The organism is Epilithonimonas xixisoli (assembly GCF_004365655.1).
GTDB lineage: Bacteria > Bacteroidota > Bacteroidia > Flavobacteriales > Weeksellaceae > Epilithonimonas > Epilithonimonas xixisoli.
On record NZ_SOEO01000002.1, the window covers coordinates 115,640 to 134,050 of the forward strand.

The following is an 18,411-nucleotide window of genomic DNA, read 5'->3' on the forward strand; positions in this document are numbered from 1 at the left end:
TTTAAGCGAAAAAACGAGCTAAAATTTTTGGATAACCTTTCTCTAGTAGAAAGGTTTTTTCATTTTCATCAGCAAAATCAACTTCACCGCCAGACGAAGAATAACTAATTTCATTTATTTGATAGCCAAATTTTTCTTTGAAAAGAGATAGTTCCTCTTTAGTGAAGTATTTTTGTGAAATAAAAATAGTTTGGAGCATAGTTTTAAAAAATATCTGGATAAATGTTTTGATAATAATCAATAATTTTTGTGGTAAGTTCTGAAATATCATAATGATTAGAAAATGTAAAAACTTCAATCACTCGTAATTTATCATCATCCCAATTTTCCGTAGTTGAAACTAAAAGAGGTTGGAAGTCGGGAAAAACAGATATTAAATCATATTGGGTAATTTTTGAAATATCAATCCCTTGAAAATTATTTTCATTGCTCATATTTAGCAAATATATTAATTTTATTTTCAGATATTTACAAAAACTAATAGCCATTTTTAAATGCAAAAAAATACTTTATTTCGTTACAAAAATATTAGAGATCTCTACCTAAAACATAAGACCGAAGATATTCCTGATACAGTTGTTTTACGCAAATACATTTTTCCAGTCTATCCAATCAGTAGAACAACTTTAAACACAATTCTAAATACTCCAATTGACAGAGAAATACAAAAGATTGACTAATGATAGGTAATGAATTATTTCAAAAGCTAAGTCACAGAGATTACTCCGGAAGTGATTTAGACAATTATGCTCAACTGCTTTCTACTATATTTTTCCATTTATCAAATTCTAATGAGATTGAGAACTTTTTTTCATTGCTAGTAAAAGCAAACAGTGAAAATAAAATGATTGCAATCCACGATCCCGAAAATATTAAAGACGAATATTTTTATTCTGATTTAATACTGGTTTAAATAGCTTTTAAAGTCACTTTTTATAAATAATTATTTTCTGTTACGGAAATCCGTAAAACTGATTATTCATTGATTCATATTTTTACCTCAAATAATCTTATGTCAGAATTAATGCAAAAAGTCAAACTATCTAAAGATAGTGAAAAAACCGGTGCAATCAGTTTATCAATAGAAAAATTGGTTAAAGCTTGTAGAATTGTCAGAAACGGCAATCAAAGGAAAATTAAGTTATAAAAATAATCGGCTTTTAATTAGGCTGATTGTTTTTTTTCTAGTATTTTGAATAATTCAAAAAGCTAGAATATTTATGAAAAAATATTTAAAGGAATACACCGAGAATCTATCTGTAATAATACTTCTTTTTTATATTTTGGGCTTCTGTTACCAATTTTGTTACTATCAATATTTTGATATCGAAATTCAGTATTACATATCTCTCACAGATATAATTTTTACATCGATTGGGAATTTGGTCACTTCCTTAATTATTTTTTTATTTATAGAAGTTTTAATTTTAGTTCCAGCGGACTTTTTCACTGCTTATCTATTTAGGTATAAAAGTTACAATAAGTACGAAACCAAATCTTATAAAATTAAATTCAGACTTGACAGATTTAAAGATTATTTAATTTCTAAAAATAGGAAGTATTACTCATTTACATTAACTGTGCTTTTCTTTTTCGTTGGCGCTTTTGTATTTGATGATTCAATTTACTTTTATTCCATCTTAATAATAAACTTTCTATATCATTTGTATCAACTAATCGAACCAAAAGAGGGGGTATTAGATATTAAGATGAAAAGAAACATCACTTCTATTAGTCTGCTTATTGTTTTACTATTGAGTTATAGCTATTGGGGACATACTGACGCCTCTAATTTAAAGAAAGAATACACATCAAAAATCATTACTTTTGGGGATATTTCAACAGACAATAATATTTATAAATACATTGGTGAAACATCAGGTTACTATTTCGTTTTAAACTCTAAAACTGACGATGTTTTAATAGCAAATAAAGAAGGAATTGAAACGGCAAAGGTGCAACCTAACAGATTTAGAGAAAACGAAAAAAAACAGGTTGAAAAACAGATGAATGAATTCTTTGAAAAGATTAATTATTATCTTCATATCAATAATAGATAAAGCATATCAAAAGTGGCTTAAATAGTGCTGTATGTGTTTTTTTCTTACATTTCGTTTTAGTAAGTTTTACATTTAGTTTGACCGATTATACATTGCGGATTTGGGGAAATAATTTTAATTAAATTTTTCTTGCAGAACTTGGCGGATTGAGCAGATTTTTGAAACACAATATTGTCATTCCGTAGGAATCTAGGCAGCGAGATTTAGATTCCTTCGGAATGACAAACTTCGTATTTTTTGACAAAGTTTGTTTTTATGTTGAATCTGCAGCCCGACTTGAGTGGAAATCCTTTTTTGCGTCTTCTCAAGTTCTATTTAGACAGAAATAGTCTGCAAAAAAGATTGGGAACGGAAGGCGGAAAAGCTGCCCAAATCATTACAATTAAAATCAAAAAAGCGTGAACAAAGTTGCCTTTGCTCACACTTTAAAAAACTCAAACTATAAAAATACTATGATGTATTATTGTTTTACGAACTGCAGTTCTCCTGCAATTTTCACGTCTTCGCTCACCATCACACCGCCTGTTTCCAAGGCTGCGTTCCAAGTCAAACCGAAGTCGCTTCTTTTGATTTTTCCTTCGAATGAGAAACCTGCTTTCGTGTTTCCCCAAGGATCAGAATTGATTCCTCCGAAATCTACATCCAAAGTAATTTCTTTTGTAATCCCGTTCAATGTTAGGTTTCCTGTAACATCGCCATTCAAAGTTGAAGCTTCGAAAGTGATTTTTGGGTTAGCTTCTGCGTTGAAGAAATCTGCTGATTTCAGGTGATTATCTCTATCTGTATTGTTTGTGAAGATAGAATCTGTATCGATGAAAGCGGAAACTTTTGCGCTTGCGAATGTGTCATCTTCTGCATCAATCTCTGCGTTGAAAGTTGTGAATTCTCCTTTCACGTTAGAAATCATCAAGTGTTTTACTTTGAAAGTGATTTCGCTATGAGTTGGGTCTAATAACCATTTAGTTGCCATAATTTTAATATTTTGTTGATTAATTATAGTGCAAATTTATAGCGCCGAGCTTCGCCTCACATTGATGTAAGTTAAGAATTACTTTTTTGTGAATTTTTTAACGATTGCGTTGTTTCGGCACAATGATTTCTGTGTTGAGAACAATGAAAAAACTTTACTTTCTATTCCTGCTTTCCAGCGTGTTTTATTTTTCCCAGAAGAGCGATTCAGTGGCTTTGATTTCGGAGGTCAAAATCGATGCTTACAAAAAACCCGTTTCATTTATTGCTTCTACCAAATCGGTTTCTGTGGTTTCGGAAAATCTGCTTTCTCAGAATCCGCCTGACCGATTGTTGGAATCTGTGAATCAAATCGCTGGTGCGAGGATGGAAGAACGTTCGCCGGGAAGCTACAGGATTGCGGTGCGAGGCAGTTCTTTGCGTTCGCCGTTTGGCGTTCGGAATGTGAAAGTTTATTTGGATGATTTTATTTTGTCTGATGCTTCGGGAAATACTTATTTTAATCAGATTTCGCCGGATTTAATTCATAAAATCGAGATTTACAAAGGTCCGGAAAGTGGTGATTTTGGTGCGGTGACTGGCGGAACTTTGTTGCTTCAAACTCAGAATTCTGATGACCTGTCTTTGAATCTTTCGTCTGGAAGTTATGGGACTTTTAATGAAAGTATCAATTTTTCAAAGCAATTTGGAAAGCACTTTTTTCAGGTTTATCAAAACTATTACAGAACAGATTCTTACCGAGAACAATCTGCGGTGGAGCGAAAACAGATTTTCACTAAGGACAATTTCAAATATTCTGAGAAAGGCGAATTGAAGGCGATGCTCCTCTTTTCGGATTTGGATTATGAAACGCCTGGCGGACTGACTTTGGCGCAGATGGAAGCTAACCGAAAACAAGCCCGACCAGCAACGGCAACGCTTCCCGGAGCGAAAGAACAAAATGCAGGAATTCGAAATAAAATGGTTTTGGCAGGACTTTCCAATCAATATCAATTGACAAACGGACTTTCACATTTTGTTTTGGTTCAAGGTTCTTATGTTGATTTTGAGAATCCTTTCATTACCAATTTTGAAAACCGTTTTGAAAGTAATTTTGCCTTGCGAACACATTTCAATTACGAGCAAAATTGGGACAAGGTTTCTGCCGAATGGCGATTGGGTTACGAAGGTGCGACCAATCCAATCTTCATCAAAAACTTCGACAATAACCGTGGGACAGAAAGCAATCCGCAGAATTTTGATAAGCTGAGAAACAATTCTGGATTCTATTTTCTGTCGCAGAAATTGAATTTTAATGAGCGGTTATTTACTGATATTTCCATTAGTTTAAATTCTAATGCTTACAAATGGGAAAAGATTTTTCCGACTTCGGAAACTGGAAATGTGAAATTTAAAAACCAATGGTTGCCGAATTTTGGGATGACCTATGTTTTGGATAAAGGATTTTCTCTGAGAGGAAAAATCGGAAAAGGAAATTCGGCGCCGACGAATGAGGAGATTCGTTCTTCTAATCAGGAATTCAATTTCAATCTCGTTCCGGAATATGGCTGGAATAAGGAAATTGGTGTGCGGAAACAATTTGGAAATACCATTTTTGTGGAATTTAATTACTTTGATTTCCGAATGAAGGATGCGATTGTCCGAAGGCAGAATGAAGCCGGACAGGAATATTTTGTGAACCAGGGAAATACCGTTCAGAAAGGTTGGGAATTTCTTTTGGAATCGAAAAGATTTGATTTAAAGAATGAGATTTTGAGTCACTTCAAATTCAGATTTTCGGGAAGCATTTATGATTTTAAATTTAAAAATTATATCCAAGGAAGTTCTGACTTTTCAGGAAATGCTTTGACCGGCGTTCCGAAAACCACCATCAACAGTTTGTTGAATTTTACTTTCTTTAAAAAATTAGCCGTTGATTATTCTCAATTTCTGACTTCAAAAATTCCTTTGACAGATTCGAATTCTGTTTGGTCTGAACCGAGTCTGGTTTCGAATATCCAATTCCGATATCCTATTAAATTCGAAAAATCCAGGCTGGATTTGTTTTTCCAAATTCAGAATTTGTACAATGAGGAATATGTTTTGGGATTTGACATCAATGCTTTTGGAAACCGATTTTACAATCCATCGGCAAAACGGAATTTTGTGGTGGGAGCGACTATTGAATTATAATTTAAACTGAAAAATGTCTCGCAGATTTTCTTGATTATGCAGATTAATTTCAAGCATTTTTTATCTGCTAAACCTGCCTGATTTGCGAGAACTTTAAAATTTCTCAGTCAGATATTTCCAATAACGTTTCGGCACGTGTTGGACGTGGAGTTTGATATTTTTCCGTTCCTTAATATTTGTCTTCGTGAAATAACTTTTCCAAAGTTCCTGATAATTGATTTCTTCATCGTGGAATTTTTGCTGGTATTGATTCAAGTTGAACGATGAATCCGGATAGAAAAATTCACAATCCTCCAAATCATAAAACAATCCGTAATGGCGCTTGAGGTCATAAATCATCCACTTTTGGTCGGCGTAACGGTCTTTGAAATGTTTCCGGATTAAAGGCAGAACATCAAAATCAGGGTCAATCTTGGCGAAATAAATATCATCCTTCATCTTCTCAAACCTTACAAACGCAGTCATTCGATGGCGTTCTCGACTTACTGATTTACAAATTTTTGAGATTTGAAGAATATCATCATTAGCGAAATTCTGCAAAACATTATTCTCAGGACTTTTAATGGATTGTTGGATGGCGGAAAAAATCAAATCTTCAGATTCCGGAAGTTCTGAGAGGAAAACCATCAACAATTGTTTGATTCCTGATTTTCCAATGCTTGTTTCTAATTTCTTTAAAACTCTGTCAGATTTTTCGTTTTGAGTCACAACCTCGTGAATCTCAGCGAACATATTTTCCTGCTGGAATCTTTCTCTGTTTCGGATTTCGACATCATTGTACTTGTATTCAAACACTTCGAATACTGCGGTTAAAAGTCCGTCGAAACTGCCGTCGTAGAGAAGGGTTGTCATTTTTGGGTTTTCTAAGTTTTTATTAGCTCAAAAGTCTTTCCAAAGCTTTATCAGAAACAAAAGTTTATTAAATTTACATTCTGGAACAGTTTTCCAAATTTACGACAGAATATATTTTAAAACAGAAAATCATACAATGAATTCAGTAATCATAAAGCCAAAAAATGAGATTCTGAAAAACTATGTTCAGTATTTTCTGTTCTTCGAAAAGACCAATCCCGATTTTTTAACGTACACCACTTTTCCCAACAGCAATCTGTGTCTCGCCATTTATAAGGAAAATAAAATTTCTTATAACAATCAAAATAATTTGTGCGAAGTGAACGTTGGAAATGCTTTTACAAGTCGGTTTTACGGATTTCATAAAAAACCTTTCCAGGTGAATATTGACTCTTCTCTCAGCCAGATTTGTATTATTTTTCAGCCTTCTGCGTTAAGAGCTTTTACCAAAGAATCTTACGATGAACTGATGTTTTCCGATTCTGTTTTTGATGAAATATTCTCTTCGGATAAAAATGTTTTAGAAAAAACATTTGAAATAACTGATTTCTCGGAACGCGCGGAAGAACTGGAAATTCTGCTTCTTAAAAAATTGAATAATTCTATTTCAGATAAAATGAAAGAAGCTTTGATGCTCATTAATCAAAATAATATGATTAGTATCGATGAACTTTCAAAAAATCTTAAAATCAGTAAGGCAACATTGTTCCGGCTTTTCAAAAATAATCTGGGACAAAATCCAAAATCTTACCTTAAAACATTACGTTTCAGAAATATATTGAGTGACCTTTCTCAACCCAATAATTCTTTAACGACGGTCGCTTATCAGAATCAGTTTTATGACCAAGCTCATTTCATCAAAGATTTCAAAATGTTTTCAGGATTTTCGCCCAAAAAATTAGCGGAGAAAATCTCCGTGAATCAAAAAGATTTGACTTGGATTTACAATAAAGATTAAAATTGAATGATTTTTACAATTTTTGAAACTCAGAAATGATTTCTTTTGCTGAAAATTTTATCAATGAAAACCAAAGTCTTTTTATTTTTCGCTCTTTTTTTATTTTTCGGTTTCACTAATGCACAGACAAAATGCAGTTGTAATGAGACTTTGCAAAAAATAATTTCAAAGATTGAAAGCGAATATCCTGGTTTTGATATTAAAACTAAAGACAAATTATTATACAATAGCGTTAAAGAAAATGCGATAAAAGCTTCTGCTGAAGCTAAATCTGACGACAATTGTCTGGAAATACTGAAAAGCTATACCGGATTTTTCAAAGACAGACATATTTGGGTTCTTCCAAATGGAAATTCAACACCACAAATTGCTAATAATGTTTCCTCAAAAAATGTATCGAAACCTCTTAATATTAATCTTGGTAAATTTAAGAAAGAAGTTCAAACTCAGAAAAACAGTTTCGAAGGAATTTGGAAAGATGATAGTTATGAGATTGGAATCAAAAAGCTAAATGAAAAAGAATCTGTTGGTTTTATCATAAAAGCGAACCCAAAATTTTGGAAACCAAACGAAGTGAAATTACGATTATTCTCAGACGGAACTTATGAATATTATATGCAAGACCATTCTTCGCAAAAAGGGACATACAAAATGATTGACAATAGTCTTTTGTATTTTGATGATATCAAATCTGCATTTACAAAAAGTTTTCCTCAGTCAAATTTGAATGAAAACGAAATTGAGGACAAAATAAATGAAATCAATGGTTTTTACATCAAAAAACTGACTCCTAAAACCACAATCATCAAAATGCAGTATTTCAGTTATATGTTTGTCAATACGATTGAAAAGCTGATTGAAAAGAATAAAACGTTATTGGAAAATTCGGAATTCCTAATCATCGATGTGAGAGATAACGGTGGCGGAACAGATAATGCATATCAAAAAATTCTGCCTTATCTGGTAACAAATTCTGTGCGAAATGTTGGAGCAGAATATTTGGCTTCTCCTACTTTAATTAAAACAATGGAAAATTATTTACTCGGAGTAAAAAAAGACAGCATAAAAAACAAAGATGAAATCAGCGATATCAATAGCAGACTAAAATTGCTAAAAGCCAATCTTGGAAAATATGTTAATTATAATCAAAACAAAGTCAATATCAGCTCGGTTTCTCCTGCCGTTAAAAGCCCTTCTCAAATTGTCGTTTTAGCCAATAATCATACAGGAAGTGCGGCCGAAAATTTTCTTTTAAATGCTAAACAAAGTAAGAAAGTGAAACTTATGGGAATCCCATCTTCAGGCGTTTTGGACTATGCTAATGCGATGTTTTTTGAATACGGATGTGACAATTATAAACTTTTGATGCCGACTTACAAATCTTTCAGATTGCCAGATTATCCAATTGATAATATCGGAGTTCAGCCGGATATTTATCTTGATGAAAGCGTTGAAAATTGGGAGAAATTTGCAGTTGATTATTTGGAAAATTAAAACAAAGTCAATTGCTGAGAAAACTGATTTTGAAATTTTGATTGACTTCCACCGATAATTAATTTCCTCAAATTCAAATCGGTCAAATGTTTCAAAAATGGATTGCCGTAACTGAAATCAATAAAATATTTTGCGCGATTGACAGCGGCGCCTAACTTTTTCAAGTTATCAATATTCAAAACTTGGAAACGTCTGGAGCTGACAATTTTCATCGCCGTTTTCACACCAATTCCCGGGATTCTTAGAATCATTTTGTAATCTGCTGTTTGAAGATTGACTGGAAATTGTTCGAGATGTCTCAAAGCCCAACTCAATTTCGGGTCAACTTCCAAATCCAAAAATGGCATATTGGAATCCAAAATCTCATCCGCTTTGAAACCATAAAAACGCATCAACCAATCGGATTGATACAATCGATTTTCCCTCAAAACAGGAACTTCCGCCGTGATTGCCGGCAAACGATTGTCCACAGTTACAGGAATATAACCCGAATAATAGACGCGTTTCATCCCATAATTTTGATAGAAATGGTCAGCAACTTTGATGATTTGCAAATCATTTTCATTGGTTGCGCCGACAATCATTTGTGTGGATTGTCCGGCTGGAGCGAACTTCGGAACACTTTTGATAGTTTTTTTCTCGTCCTTGTATTGTTGAATTCCTTTTTGCACGATTCGCATTGGTTGCAACATATCTTCCCGATTTTTATCAGGCGCCAGAAGCTTCAATCCAGATTCAGTCGGAATTTCTAGGTTTACGGAAAGTCGGTCCGCGTAAAGTGCGGCTTCCTGCATCAAAATATCACTCGCTCCCGGAATCGATTTGAGGTGAATGTAACCGTTGAAGTTATGTTCGTTTCTCAATTTTTTCGCCACCCGGACCAAACGTTCCATCGTCGTGTCCGCATCTTTGAAAATCCCAGAACTTAGAAATAAACCTTCGATATAATTTCGGCGGTAAAAACTGATGGTCAAATCCACCACTTCTTCCACTGTGAAAGCGGCGCGTTTGATGTCATTTGATTTTCTGGAAACGCAATAGATGCAATCGTAAATACAATGGTTGGTCAAAAGGATTTTGAGAAGCGAAACACATCGCCCATCCTCTGTATATGTATGACAAATTCCGCTGGCAGAACTGTCGCCCAATCCGCCATTGTTTTTTCTTTTTCCGCCACTTGATGAGCAAGAAACGTCGTACTTAGCAGCATCGGCAAGTATTTCCAGTTTTTCTTTTGTGCGGTCAAAGTTCATATTTGGGAGGATTTTATTTAGAAAAAATTATGTTCTAAATGAATGTCAAAAATAAAACCATTTGAGGGAATTGTTGATAGATATTTTGAATTAAGTTACTAACAGAAAGTTTTGATTTTAATTTCAAAAACTTTAGTAGAAATCAAAATCACTTTCTTTAAGTACAACATTTTGAGTGGTATTTTGATTACTATTGGTTGCTGGAAGTATAACCTTTGCCATCTGCCTTTTATTGTCCACAGATCTTAATATAAAAAGAGGCTCATTATAATTTTTGGTTCTGTAGAGTCTTTTTACAGCACTGCCTTTTTCATAAATAAAATAAGAATCATCTTGAAATGTATTTGTTGTCCCGTGATTTATCAATAAAGGAAAAACCGAAATGTCTTGTGTGTTGAACGTCACGTCGCAAGGATACAAATTAAACATTCGATTGTTATCATAAATAAAATTAGAGCCAATATTCGTGATTTCAACACCATTCTCATTTTCGCCAAAATATTTTTGTTCGGTCACAGGAGAAGGTTTAATTACCAATTTGTAAAAATCCCCATTTCCAGTACTCGTAAAAGTCTTCTGATAGTTCCCATTTACATCTGTTGTTGTAGAATCTATCCACTTAACCAGCTTATCAAAATGTTTATAATAAACATATTCGCCGATCATAATTTTTGCGTTTGGAACAGGATCTCCAGCCTGTTCACTAATCTTGCCTGAAACAGAAGTAGTAATGCCCGCATCTATTTTGCGATCATCTCTGTCACAAGATAAAATCAAAAACATTGCGATCAATAGATAATGGTTTTTCATTTTTAAAAGATTAATATTTAAAACAAATATACAAACCAATTCCATCACAATCTTCCAAAATCCTTATCTTTACAAAGCATAAAATTCATTTTGCATTTGAAATAAGTTTAGACTTAATTCTAAGTTTTAAATTATTGAAAATCAAATCAATTATCACTTATTAATTATCACTTATGAACCATCAACCGGTTGAAGGTTTTTCCAAATTGTCAAAACAAGGAAAAATCGATTGGCTAATCAAAGAATATCTCGACGGAAATAAAGAACACGAAACTGTTCTCACTCAATATTGGAACGAAAATCCAGACCTGCAAAAACTGCACGACGAATTCTCGGAAAACACAATTTCCAACTTTTTTATGCCATACGGAATTGCCCCAAACTTCCTGATTGACGGGAAACTTTTGGCACTTCCAATGGCCGTTGAAGAAAGCTCGGTGGTGGCAGCAGCATCTAAAGCGGCAAAATTTTGGATTGACAAAGGTGGCTTCAAAACAACCATCATCAATACAGAAAAGCTTGGTCACACGCATTTTATCTTTAAGACCGAGGCTCATAAATTGTTACATTTTTTCAATTTTAAACTGAAGAAAAAATTGTTGGAAGCGACGGAAGATATTACCAAAAATATGCGCAACCGTGGCGGCGGAATTCTGAATATCAAACTTATCGATAAAACTTCGGAATTGGAAGATTATTTTCAACTGAAAGCGAGTTTTGACACCGTAGATTCTATGGGCGCGAATTTCATTAATTCTTGTCTGGAGCAATTCGGAAAAACTTTGAAGGAAGAAGTTGCCAATGAAGAAAGTTTCTCTCAGGAAGAAAAAGATTCGTTGCAGATTGTGATGAATATTCTTTCCAATTACACGCCGGATTGCATCGTAAGAGCCGAAGTTTCCTGCAAAATTGAAGATTTGAAAGACGACAGTGGAATTTCCAACGAAGAATTTGCGTGGAAATTCAAACGTGCGGTGACGATTGCAGAAATCGAGCCTTATAGAGCAACAACGCACAACAAAGGCATTATGAACGGTGTTGATGCTGTGGTCATCGCAACAGGAAATGATTTCCGTGCGACGGAAGCTTGCGCCCACGCTTATGCTGCGAGAAATGGAAAATATTCTTCGTTGACGCACTGTACTACAGATAATGGGATTTTCAGATTTTGGATTGACTTGCCAATTTCGGTTGGTGTAGTTGGTGGTTTGACAAATCTTCATCCGTTGGTGAAATTCTCTTTGGCTTTATTAGGAAAACCATCTGCTCAGGAATTGATGAGTATTTTGGCAGTTTCAGGATTGGCGCAGAACTTTGGAGCGCTTCGTTCGTTGGTGACAACGGGAATCCAGAAAGGTCATATGAAAATGCACCTTTTCAACATTTTGAATCAATTTGGCGCGACGGAAGAGGAGAAACAGCATTTTGTGACCTACTTCAAAGACAAAACGGTGAGTCATCACGAGGTGATTTCGGAGTTGGAAAAATTGAGAAATAGATAGATTTATGTTTGGACTCGCATTATCAGCATTAATCTTGATTTTCGGAATATTTCTGAAAACGACAAACAATCCCGGATTCGCAAGTTCGAAACGGTTTTCTTGGCTGTTCATTATCTTGGGAATCATCACATTGGTTGGAAAAATTATTATTTTATATCAAAAAGGAGAATTGTAAATTATGAAAACTGTAAGTAATTGCAGAATTGAAAGTAGGTAATAAATAAATGTGGTATATCTTTGACAATTCAAATTCAATTGGTAAAAAAGGTTCTGAAGGAGGAATTATTCTTTCCGATTTTGAAAATAGCAATGGTGCGAGAATAACAATTGAACAAGATGGCAATATTGCACCATTTTCTGTTACAATTGCAATTTACAATTTGATGTTCCATACTTATTTTTGTGATTCTGAAATAGATGCTATTTCTTATAGGAAAGAAACTATTGAGAGAATTGATGAAATTTTTGAATTGTTGGAAATTGAGACTGAAAAGAGAAATGAAGATTGGAAAATAAATTTCAATCATAGAATTGAAGAAATCTGTAAAAATTAAATTATGAAAAACTTAACTTTAATCATCGGCGGAATCTACGGTTTGCTATCCGTAATTCTTGGCGCGTTTGGTGCGCACGCCTTCAAAAAAATATTATCAATCGAAAGATTGGAAAGCTTCGAAACGGGCGTTCGTTATCAGATGTACGCGGCGTTTTTTCTTTTGATTGTCGGTTATATTTTGAAATTCGAAACAAGTTCTGAAAAATGGATTTCTATTTTGATGATTGCCGGAACTTTTATATTTTCTGTGAGCATTTATTGTTTGGCTTTTCAGGATGTTTGGGGCGTTAATTTGAAATTTCTTGGACCAATCACACCTCTTGGCGGATTGTTTATGATTATCAGCTGGGCGATGTTGATTTGGTATTTTGCTAAAGCTAAATTTTAAGAAAATGAAAAATCTATTTCTATTATTTTTAATGGTTTCAAATGTTTTATTTTCTCAAGAATTTAAACAAGTTAAAGTTGGACAAACCTTTAATCTAAGTTATCCATCATCGTACTCCAAGGTGTTTAATTTAAATGAAAGTGCAAGCATTCAATTATCCAACATCGTTCAGGATAAATATTTAATTGTAATTCAAGAGGAAAAAGAAGCTTTAAAAAGTTTGCAAGTCAACTTTGCAAATATTGACGAAGCGGCAGAATTCTATTCAAAAAATATTATTTCAAGCATTCCTGAAAATAAAAATAAAAAAATATCATCATATCGGCATTTTAAAATCAATGGATACAATGCAACTGAACTTACTATAGATGGCGATGTAGAAGTGGACGAAGATGGAAAATTTTTAACTATTGCTTACAAATTTGTACTTGCTGAAACACCTAATTATTATTACCAATTTTTGTTTTGGTCTGATGTTAACAAACGTGAGAAATACAATGAAGAATTTGAGAAAATCTTGAGTTCTTTCAAAGAAACAAATTAATTTTTATTGAGATAACTAAATGTTCTTCATCTTCGGAATCAAAACCAAACTCGTAGGAAAAGAAGACCGTAAAGTCCTGAAAAATGGCTTTATGGCAAATGCGATTGTGTCGGTTTACAAGAATTATTTCGAGTTGTTTTTCATTCCGATATTTCCATTTAGTAAAAAGTACAGCATCTATATTCCACATTCCGACGAATATTATGAGACCGGATTTGGCTCATCAAATATGCCAAAAGAGTATTTGGAACTTTGTAAAGAAGTAGGGAGAAATTATTGATTTCTCCCTTTTTTTTATCTGATGAAATTCTCATTGAACCATTTCAGCTTGTTGTAGCTTTTCAGGAATTTGGTTTTGAGTTCAAGATTTTTTTCTTGCGCCTCCAGCAATTTATTTTCTCTCGTATTAATTAAAAACAAAGAACTTTCCCCGTTGCTGAATCTCATTTCTTCCGCATTCAAAAGACGTTGATAATTGTTGAGGTTTTTTGTAGAAATATCAATTTGCGTAAAATAATTACTCACTTCATTTTTATATGTTTCGATTTTGGTATTGATTTCCCGAAACTTAAGTTGTGAATCCTGCTGGTTTTGTGATATTTTCAATTTGGCAATTTCATAATCTGCTCGCGCTTGTCTTAGGAAAATTGGGATTTCTAGCTTCAATCCGTACTGGAAATTATTTTCAAAAAAAGGAAGATTGTCTGCTTTATAGTTTTCTTTGTTAAAGAAATTGTAGGTGAAATCTATTTTTGGCAGAAAACTTTGCCATTTCAATCGCCTTTCACTTTCCAGAATATTCTGTTTCTGCAAATAATACTCCAGCGAAGCGTGATTTTCCAATTGTTTGGATTGTACATCTTGCACCAAAAACTCATAATCCGAATAGCCAGAATGTTCATCCAAATTAGAAGAAGGAAAAATCAATTGCGAGATCTCAAACAATTCCTGATTATCTTTCCAAAGAAACATCTGCAAATCCTGCGTGCTTTTGACAAAATTAAGATAAGCATCACGCTCCTGCAGTTCAAAACTTTGCAATTGTGAAGACGCTTCCACAGTGTCAATCGCAGGTCTTTCTCCATATTCGAAGGTTTTTATGGTAAGTTCCAGACGTTTTCTATTGATCTCAACTGCAGATTTTTGAAGCTTATAGATTTCGTAATTTTTCACCCATTCCCAAAACGTATTTTCTGCGTCCAAAAGAAGTTCGTTGGTCAAAACAATTTGCTCGGCTTCGGTCATTTTCAAACCAAATTTTGACTGGTCCAGCATTGCTCTTCTCTTGTCATAAAGCAGATTTTTGGCCAATGGAATTGTGATTCCAAATTGGTACAAACCGCCCAAAGTTTCGGTATTACTCAGCTTATCTCCTTCAATATAATTGTAGCCTCCGTGGATATCAATCCCGTACCAAGTCGGGATTCCCAGTTCCAGATTTTTTTGTTTGTAATAATGAGTTCCGTCAATATTCTTTTCTCCTAATTTTCCTGCTAAAACTGGGTCGAAATTACCTCTCGCTTTGGTGATTTCTGCATTGGCAATTCTATTTTGAAGCTGATATTTGAAAGCCAGCGGATGATAATTTTTAACAACATTCAAAAATTCCTGATGCGAAAGCTTGAGCGAATCCTGCGCAAAAGAAAACTGAACAGAAAAGAAAATTAGAAAAATCGAAAATAATTTATTTACTTTTTTCATTTCCTGCAGATTTGTCCGTTGTGTTTACTTCATAATAATCTGGTGGGAAACCGTTGATGTTTCGCCAAAGTTCGTACCAGATTGGCACGTCATTTAGAATCGCGATTCCTTGAACGCCAGTTCCCATTTTGATTTTCGGAGGCCATTGTTTCTCATTTTTATCCTGGATCAGCAATGCTTTGAACATCCCGTTGGCACTGATGTTATTCTCCACCGCAATTACTTTTCCCGCAAAAGTTCCGTAGCTGGAGTTTGGCCAACCTGAGAAAACAATCGCCGGAAAACCATCAAAAATACACATCACGCGTTGCCCTTCTTTCACCAAAGGCAAATCTACAGGTTTGATGAAGATTTCCACAGCATAATCTACTTTTTCCGGAACAATGATTCCGATACTTTCCCCATCTTTCAAAATCTCTCCAATTCCAGCTTTGTTGATTTGCACCACTTGCCCGTCTTGAGACGCAATCACAAAATACAAACCTTGTCTGGCTCGGTAATTGGCAACTTGATTTTCTAGTTTTGCAATATCGCCATCACTACCTTCAATCTGTCCCATACTTTGAAATCTGTCTCCTTCGGTTTTGCTCAATTTTTCGTTATAATCCTGAATGGTTGCATTTTGTTCGATGCTTGTATTCACGATTTCTTGTCTCGTCTGAGCAAGTTTGTTTTCGGTGGAGGTTTTCTTTGCCAAAGCATTCTGATAAGACACGCTTCTCTGCTGGAATTGCGTGAGCGAAACCAGACCTTCGTCATACATTTTCTTTTGTCTTTCGTATTGGTCAGAGGTCATCTTGAGTTCATTGTTTACTGCTACCAGCTCTGCTTCTTCGCCTGCCAGTTTATTGTTGAGCTGGCTGATTTTTACTTTCAGCTGACTCAGTTTCAAATCTCGTGCAGAATTTAGAGCCTGCATTTGGCTATTGGTGGTTCCAACTTTGGCTTCGTAATATTTCTGCAAACCTTTTTTCGCATCCACTTGTTGCTCGGTTCGTTTTACCAAAAGTGGGTCTAGATAATCTTCCTTCACCTCGGAAAGTTGAAGAAGTGTATCACCTTTTTTTACATAATCCCCATTTTTCACATACCATTTGATGATTCTTCCCGGAATTGGGGAATTGAGTTGTTGTGGACGTTGTTCTTGATAAAGTGTACTCACATTTCCCATCACTTTTATATTCTGTGTCCAAGGCAGAAAAAGGACAGTAATGCCACCGAGAAAGATGAATAAAAACCATCTTTTTACTTTCGATTTTTTATCGATAAGGTATATTTTTTTGACTGATTGCAGTTCCATCTTTCTTAGTTTTTATTGAATAGTGTTTTTACAGTTCCTTCTTCAATACGAAGATGCTGGTCTGCGTGACTGATGAGATTTTCATCTTCCGAAACGATGATTATTGTAGTTGTTTCTTTCAGTTTCAAGAGATACTCTTTCATTTTGATTTTAAATTCGTCATTCATTCCATCCAATGGGTCTTCCAGAATCAATAATCTTCTTGCGCCAACCATTGCTCTGAGAAGCAGAATTTTCTTTTTGGAACTGAATGAAATCTCCGTATCCGTCTCGCTGACATTCGTGAAAAATCCGTTGCTGAATTGGCTTGAGAAGTTTTCAATCCCAATCTCTTCCGAAATATCCAAAATCTGCTCGGCGGAGGTTTCATTATGACCAAGAATAATGTTTTCGTAAACGGTTCCTTTGATGATTGTCATATCTTCCAGATAAAGTCCGATTTGATTTCTGAGGGAAACTTTATCAATATTTTTGAGCGGGATTTTATCAAACAAAATACTTCCGAAACTCGCCTCGTAGAATCCGGTCATCATATTGAGAAGGAGAGATTTTCCTGCACCCAGTTCTCCTGTGATAATATTAATAGAGTTTTCTTTAATCTTAAAATTGACATTTTCCAAAATCTTCTGAAAGTCATTGAATGCAAAACTCACATCTTTAAACTCAATCTCAAAACCTGATTTCTCTTCTTCAAAAGTGATAGCGCCCATTTTTTCTTCGGGCAAATCTGTCACTTTCTTAAGTTTTGCCAACGCCGCTATCACATCGTAGTAACTTTCAAGACTAATAATCAGTTTTTCAACCGCCATCATAATACTTAGAACCACAATCTCTGTTGCGATAAACGCTCCAATATTAAGTTGCTGATTTACCAAAAGATAAGTTCCAATCACTAGCATCACCAGAGTAATAACCACTTTGAATGCGATGATGGTCTTGTATTGAAAAACCAATACCCGGAAGTGCGAGGTCCGGTCATCCAGATATTTTGAAACACGTTCATCAACGCCAGCGAGATGAATCTCTGTTTGGGAATTTAATTTGAACGTTTTGATGGATGTCGCAATATCCTCCAGCCAAGATGCGACTTCGTATTTTTTATCGCTTTCTTCTATGCTAGATTGGATGCCACTCTCCATTGTAAATCTAAAAATGATGACCACACAAATGATAACCAAAGCGCCAAAAACCAAAAACCACGGATGGTAAAATGAAAGCAACAAAATCCCAAAAACAATCTGAATCAAGGCTGTTGGGATTTCTAGTAAAATTTTGGAGATTCCCTTTTGTAAATTTTGGGTATCGAAAAAACGATTGACCAACTCTGGCAAGTAATATTTTTTAGTCTCAGAAAGGTTGACTTTCGGAAGTTTTTCAGCAAATGCAATCGAAAATTCTACAAAAATCTTCTGCTGTATTTTCTCGATAATCTGCATCACCTTCAATCTGAAATAGCCCACCAGCCAAGTTCCCAGCACCACAAATCCTATCAATATATAAATAGAAGTCGCCATTGTAGCACCCATCACAAAGCTGACAATAGACTGTATGCCCAGCGGAACGCTCAGTTGCACGAGACCGTTTAGAATAGCGTAAAAATAAATATTGGTCACATCTTTCTTTTCTTTCGTCACGTATTTGAAAAGGTTGTAACCGTGCTCTTTGGGAGAGATTTTCATCTTTATATTTTATTTATATTTTGGTAATGTGATAAAACTCAAATCATCTAGAAGATATTATTTATGCTTCATTTTGAATTTTAAAATGTCATTTTTTGTGAAGATACTTTCCGAAAATCCGCTTACCTAGAGCGGACAACATCAAGACATTCACAAAAAAGTTTCCGACGCCA

General features: G+C 34.5%; 21 protein-coding genes. 12 read left to right on the forward strand and 9 right to left on the reverse strand.

Annotated elements, in window-relative coordinates:
- Position 1: 1 nt before the first annotated feature.
- Together B0I22_RS07735 and B0I22_RS07740 are read right to left on the reverse strand one after the other, a co-directional pair.
- Entirely contained in the window at positions 2-199 is a 198-nt protein-coding gene (locus B0I22_RS07735) for a hypothetical protein (RefSeq protein WP_133944102.1), read from the reverse strand.
- Positions 200-203: 4 nt separating this feature from the next.
- The gene (locus B0I22_RS07740; protein WP_133944103.1) at positions 204-488 is read right to left on the reverse strand and encodes a hypothetical protein; all 285 of its coding nucleotides are present in this window, start codon (positions 486-488) and stop codon (positions 204-206) included.
- A 191-nt stretch (positions 489-679) separates the two neighbouring features.
- Here B0I22_RS07740 and B0I22_RS07750 point away from each other — a divergent pair, with 191 nt between their 5' ends.
- From B0I22_RS07750 to B0I22_RS16130, 3 genes are all read left to right on the forward strand, one after another.
- Complete coding sequence (locus B0I22_RS07750) at positions 680-913, forward strand: hypothetical protein (RefSeq protein ID WP_133944105.1); 234 nt, start codon at positions 680-682, stop codon at positions 911-913.
- 307 nt (positions 914-1,220) lie between these two features.
- Positions 1,221-2,060, forward strand: a complete 840-nt coding sequence (locus tag B0I22_RS07755; RefSeq protein WP_133944106.1) for a hypothetical protein — start codon at positions 1,221-1,223, stop codon at positions 2,058-2,060.
- 255 nt (positions 2,061-2,315) lie between these two features.
- Positions 2,316-2,462, forward strand: coding sequence for a hypothetical protein (locus tag B0I22_RS16130; protein WP_166668200.1), 147 nt, complete (start codon positions 2,316-2,318; stop codon positions 2,460-2,462).
- 58 nt (positions 2,463-2,520) lie between these two features.
- Here B0I22_RS16130 and B0I22_RS07760 read toward each other — a convergent pair whose 3' ends face one another.
- Positions 2,521-3,030, reverse strand: coding sequence for a YceI family protein (locus B0I22_RS07760; protein WP_133944107.1), 510 nt, complete (start codon positions 3,028-3,030; stop codon positions 2,521-2,523).
- A gap of 143 nt (positions 3,031-3,173) precedes the next feature.
- On the opposite strand from B0I22_RS07760, the gene B0I22_RS07765 reads away from it, so the two are divergent.
- Entirely contained in the window at positions 3,174-5,201 is a 2,028-nt protein-coding gene (locus B0I22_RS07765; protein WP_133944108.1) for a TonB-dependent receptor, read from the forward strand.
- Positions 5,202-5,294: 93 nt separating this feature from the next.
- On the opposite strand, the gene B0I22_RS07770 is transcribed toward B0I22_RS07765, so the two are convergent.
- The gene (locus B0I22_RS07770) at positions 5,295-6,053 is read right to left on the reverse strand and encodes a TIGR03915 family putative DNA repair protein (RefSeq protein ID WP_133944109.1); all 759 of its coding nucleotides are present in this window, start codon (positions 6,051-6,053) and stop codon (positions 5,295-5,297) included.
- Positions 6,054-6,189: 136 nt separating this feature from the next.
- Between B0I22_RS07770 and B0I22_RS07775 the strand changes: the two genes are divergently transcribed.
- Entirely contained in the window at positions 6,190-7,011 is an 822-nt protein-coding gene (locus tag B0I22_RS07775) for a helix-turn-helix transcriptional regulator (protein ID WP_133944110.1), read from the forward strand.
- A gap of 63 nt (positions 7,012-7,074) precedes the next feature.
- Positions 7,075-8,505 (forward strand): S41 family peptidase, encoded by a 1,431-nt coding sequence (locus B0I22_RS07780; RefSeq protein ID WP_133944111.1) that lies wholly within the window; start codon positions 7,075-7,077, stop codon positions 8,503-8,505.
- Here B0I22_RS07780 and B0I22_RS07785 read toward each other — a convergent pair.
- Both B0I22_RS07785 and B0I22_RS07790 read right to left on the reverse strand, forming a co-directional pair.
- Positions 8,502-9,758, reverse strand: a complete 1,257-nt coding sequence (locus B0I22_RS07785) for a putative DNA modification/repair radical SAM protein (RefSeq protein WP_133944112.1) — start codon at positions 9,756-9,758, stop codon at positions 8,502-8,504. The two genes, B0I22_RS07780 and B0I22_RS07785, sit on opposite strands and share 4 nt — an antisense overlap.
- A 132-nt stretch (positions 9,759-9,890) precedes the next feature.
- Positions 9,891-10,568: a carboxypeptidase-like regulatory domain-containing protein gene (locus B0I22_RS07790; RefSeq protein ID WP_133944113.1), complete on the reverse strand. Its 678-nt coding sequence runs from the start codon at positions 10,566-10,568 to the stop codon at positions 9,891-9,893.
- Between the two features lie 173 nt (positions 10,569-10,741).
- Between B0I22_RS07790 and B0I22_RS07795 the strand changes: the two genes are divergently transcribed.
- From B0I22_RS07795 to B0I22_RS07815, 6 genes are read left to right on the forward strand one after another with little or no spacing between them, the layout of a single operon-like run.
- Positions 10,742-12,070 carry a hydroxymethylglutaryl-CoA reductase, degradative gene (locus B0I22_RS07795; protein WP_133944114.1) on the forward strand — a complete coding sequence of 443 codons (1,329 nt, stop codon included), beginning with the start codon at positions 10,742-10,744 and terminating at the stop codon, positions 12,068-12,070.
- A 4-nt stretch (positions 12,071-12,074) separates the two neighbouring features.
- Positions 12,075-12,245, forward strand: coding sequence for a hypothetical protein (locus B0I22_RS16135; RefSeq protein WP_166668201.1), 171 nt, complete (start codon positions 12,075-12,077; stop codon positions 12,243-12,245).
- Positions 12,246-12,294: 49 nt separating this feature from the next.
- Positions 12,295-12,624 (forward strand): hypothetical protein, encoded by a 330-nt coding sequence (locus tag B0I22_RS07800; protein WP_133944115.1) that lies wholly within the window; start codon positions 12,295-12,297, stop codon positions 12,622-12,624.
- A 3-nt stretch (positions 12,625-12,627) separates the two neighbouring features.
- Positions 12,628-13,014 (forward strand): DUF423 domain-containing protein, encoded by a 387-nt coding sequence (locus B0I22_RS07805; protein ID WP_133944116.1) that lies wholly within the window; start codon positions 12,628-12,630, stop codon positions 13,012-13,014.
- Positions 13,015-13,018: 4 nt separating this feature from the next.
- Positions 13,019-13,558, forward strand: coding sequence for a hypothetical protein (locus B0I22_RS07810; protein WP_133944117.1), 540 nt, complete (start codon positions 13,019-13,021; stop codon positions 13,556-13,558).
- Positions 13,559-13,577: 19 nt separating this feature from the next.
- On the forward strand, positions 13,578-13,838 hold the full coding sequence (locus B0I22_RS07815; RefSeq protein WP_034962750.1) for a zinc ribbon domain-containing protein: 261 nt from the start codon (positions 13,578-13,580) through the stop codon (positions 13,836-13,838).
- Positions 13,839-13,852: 14 nt separating this feature from the next.
- On the opposite strand, the gene B0I22_RS07820 is transcribed toward B0I22_RS07815, so the two are convergent.
- Genes B0I22_RS07820 through B0I22_RS07830 form a run of 3 tightly spaced genes read right to left on the reverse strand, consistent with a single transcriptional unit; the run spans position 13,853 to position 18,238 of the window.
- The gene (locus tag B0I22_RS07820) at positions 13,853-15,259 is read right to left on the reverse strand and encodes a TolC family protein (RefSeq protein ID WP_133944118.1); all 1,407 of its coding nucleotides are present in this window, start codon (positions 15,257-15,259) and stop codon (positions 13,853-13,855) included.
- On the reverse strand, positions 15,243-16,559 hold the full coding sequence (locus tag B0I22_RS07825; RefSeq protein ID WP_133944119.1) for an HlyD family secretion protein: 1,317 nt from the start codon (positions 16,557-16,559) through the stop codon (positions 15,243-15,245). Before B0I22_RS07825 ends, B0I22_RS07820 begins: the two co-directional genes overlap by 17 nt.
- 5 nt (positions 16,560-16,564) lie before the next feature.
- On the reverse strand, positions 16,565-18,238 hold the full coding sequence (locus B0I22_RS07830) for a peptidase domain-containing ABC transporter (RefSeq protein WP_133944120.1): 1,674 nt from the start codon (positions 18,236-18,238) through the stop codon (positions 16,565-16,567).
- Positions 18,239-18,411: the final 173 nt, after the last annotated feature.

What these genes read in the sequence shown, in the direction of transcription:
- B0I22_RS07735 (WP_133944102.1), bottom strand. Translation starts at nt 199, where the DNA reads ATGCTCCAAACTATTTTTATTTCACAAAAATACTTCACTAAAGAGGAA.
- B0I22_RS07740 (WP_133944103.1), bottom strand. Translation starts at nt 488, where the DNA reads ATGGCTATTAGTTTTTGTAAATATCTGAAAATAAAATTAATATATTTG.
- B0I22_RS07750 (WP_133944105.1), top strand. Translation starts at nt 680, where the DNA reads ATGATAGGTAATGAATTATTTCAAAAGCTAAGTCACAGAGATTACTCC.
- B0I22_RS07755 (WP_133944106.1), top strand. Translation starts at nt 1,221, where the DNA reads ATGAAAAAATATTTAAAGGAATACACCGAGAATCTATCTGTAATAATA.
- B0I22_RS16130 (WP_166668200.1), top strand. Translation starts at nt 2,316, where the DNA reads ATGTTGAATCTGCAGCCCGACTTGAGTGGAAATCCTTTTTTGCGTCTT.
- B0I22_RS07760 (WP_133944107.1), bottom strand. Translation starts at nt 3,030, where the DNA reads ATGGCAACTAAATGGTTATTAGACCCAACTCATAGCGAAATCACTTTC.
- B0I22_RS07765 (WP_133944108.1), top strand. Translation starts at nt 3,174, where the DNA reads ATGAAAAAACTTTACTTTCTATTCCTGCTTTCCAGCGTGTTTTATTTT.
- B0I22_RS07770 (WP_133944109.1), bottom strand. Translation starts at nt 6,053, where the DNA reads ATGACAACCCTTCTCTACGACGGCAGTTTCGACGGACTTTTAACCGCA.
- B0I22_RS07775 (WP_133944110.1), top strand. Translation starts at nt 6,190, where the DNA reads ATGAATTCAGTAATCATAAAGCCAAAAAATGAGATTCTGAAAAACTAT.
- B0I22_RS07780 (WP_133944111.1), top strand. Translation starts at nt 7,075, where the DNA reads ATGAAAACCAAAGTCTTTTTATTTTTCGCTCTTTTTTTATTTTTCGGT.
- B0I22_RS07785 (WP_133944112.1), bottom strand. Translation starts at nt 9,758, where the DNA reads ATGAACTTTGACCGCACAAAAGAAAAACTGGAAATACTTGCCGATGCT.
- B0I22_RS07790 (WP_133944113.1), bottom strand. Translation starts at nt 10,568, where the DNA reads ATGAAAAACCATTATCTATTGATCGCAATGTTTTTGATTTTATCTTGT.
- B0I22_RS07795 (WP_133944114.1), top strand. Translation starts at nt 10,742, where the DNA reads ATGAACCATCAACCGGTTGAAGGTTTTTCCAAATTGTCAAAACAAGGA.
- B0I22_RS16135 (WP_166668201.1), top strand. Translation starts at nt 12,075, where the DNA reads ATGTTTGGACTCGCATTATCAGCATTAATCTTGATTTTCGGAATATTT.
- B0I22_RS07800 (WP_133944115.1), top strand. Translation starts at nt 12,295, where the DNA reads ATGTGGTATATCTTTGACAATTCAAATTCAATTGGTAAAAAAGGTTCT.
- B0I22_RS07805 (WP_133944116.1), top strand. Translation starts at nt 12,628, where the DNA reads ATGAAAAACTTAACTTTAATCATCGGCGGAATCTACGGTTTGCTATCC.
- B0I22_RS07810 (WP_133944117.1), top strand. Translation starts at nt 13,019, where the DNA reads ATGAAAAATCTATTTCTATTATTTTTAATGGTTTCAAATGTTTTATTT.
- B0I22_RS07815 (WP_034962750.1), top strand. Translation starts at nt 13,578, where the DNA reads ATGTTCTTCATCTTCGGAATCAAAACCAAACTCGTAGGAAAAGAAGAC.
- B0I22_RS07820 (WP_133944118.1), bottom strand. Translation starts at nt 15,259, where the DNA reads ATGAAAAAAGTAAATAAATTATTTTCGATTTTTCTAATTTTCTTTTCT.
- B0I22_RS07825 (WP_133944119.1), bottom strand. Translation starts at nt 16,559, where the DNA reads ATGGAACTGCAATCAGTCAAAAAAATATACCTTATCGATAAAAAATCG.
- B0I22_RS07830 (WP_133944120.1), bottom strand. Translation starts at nt 18,238, where the DNA reads ATGAAAATCTCTCCCAAAGAGCACGGTTACAACCTTTTCAAATACGTG.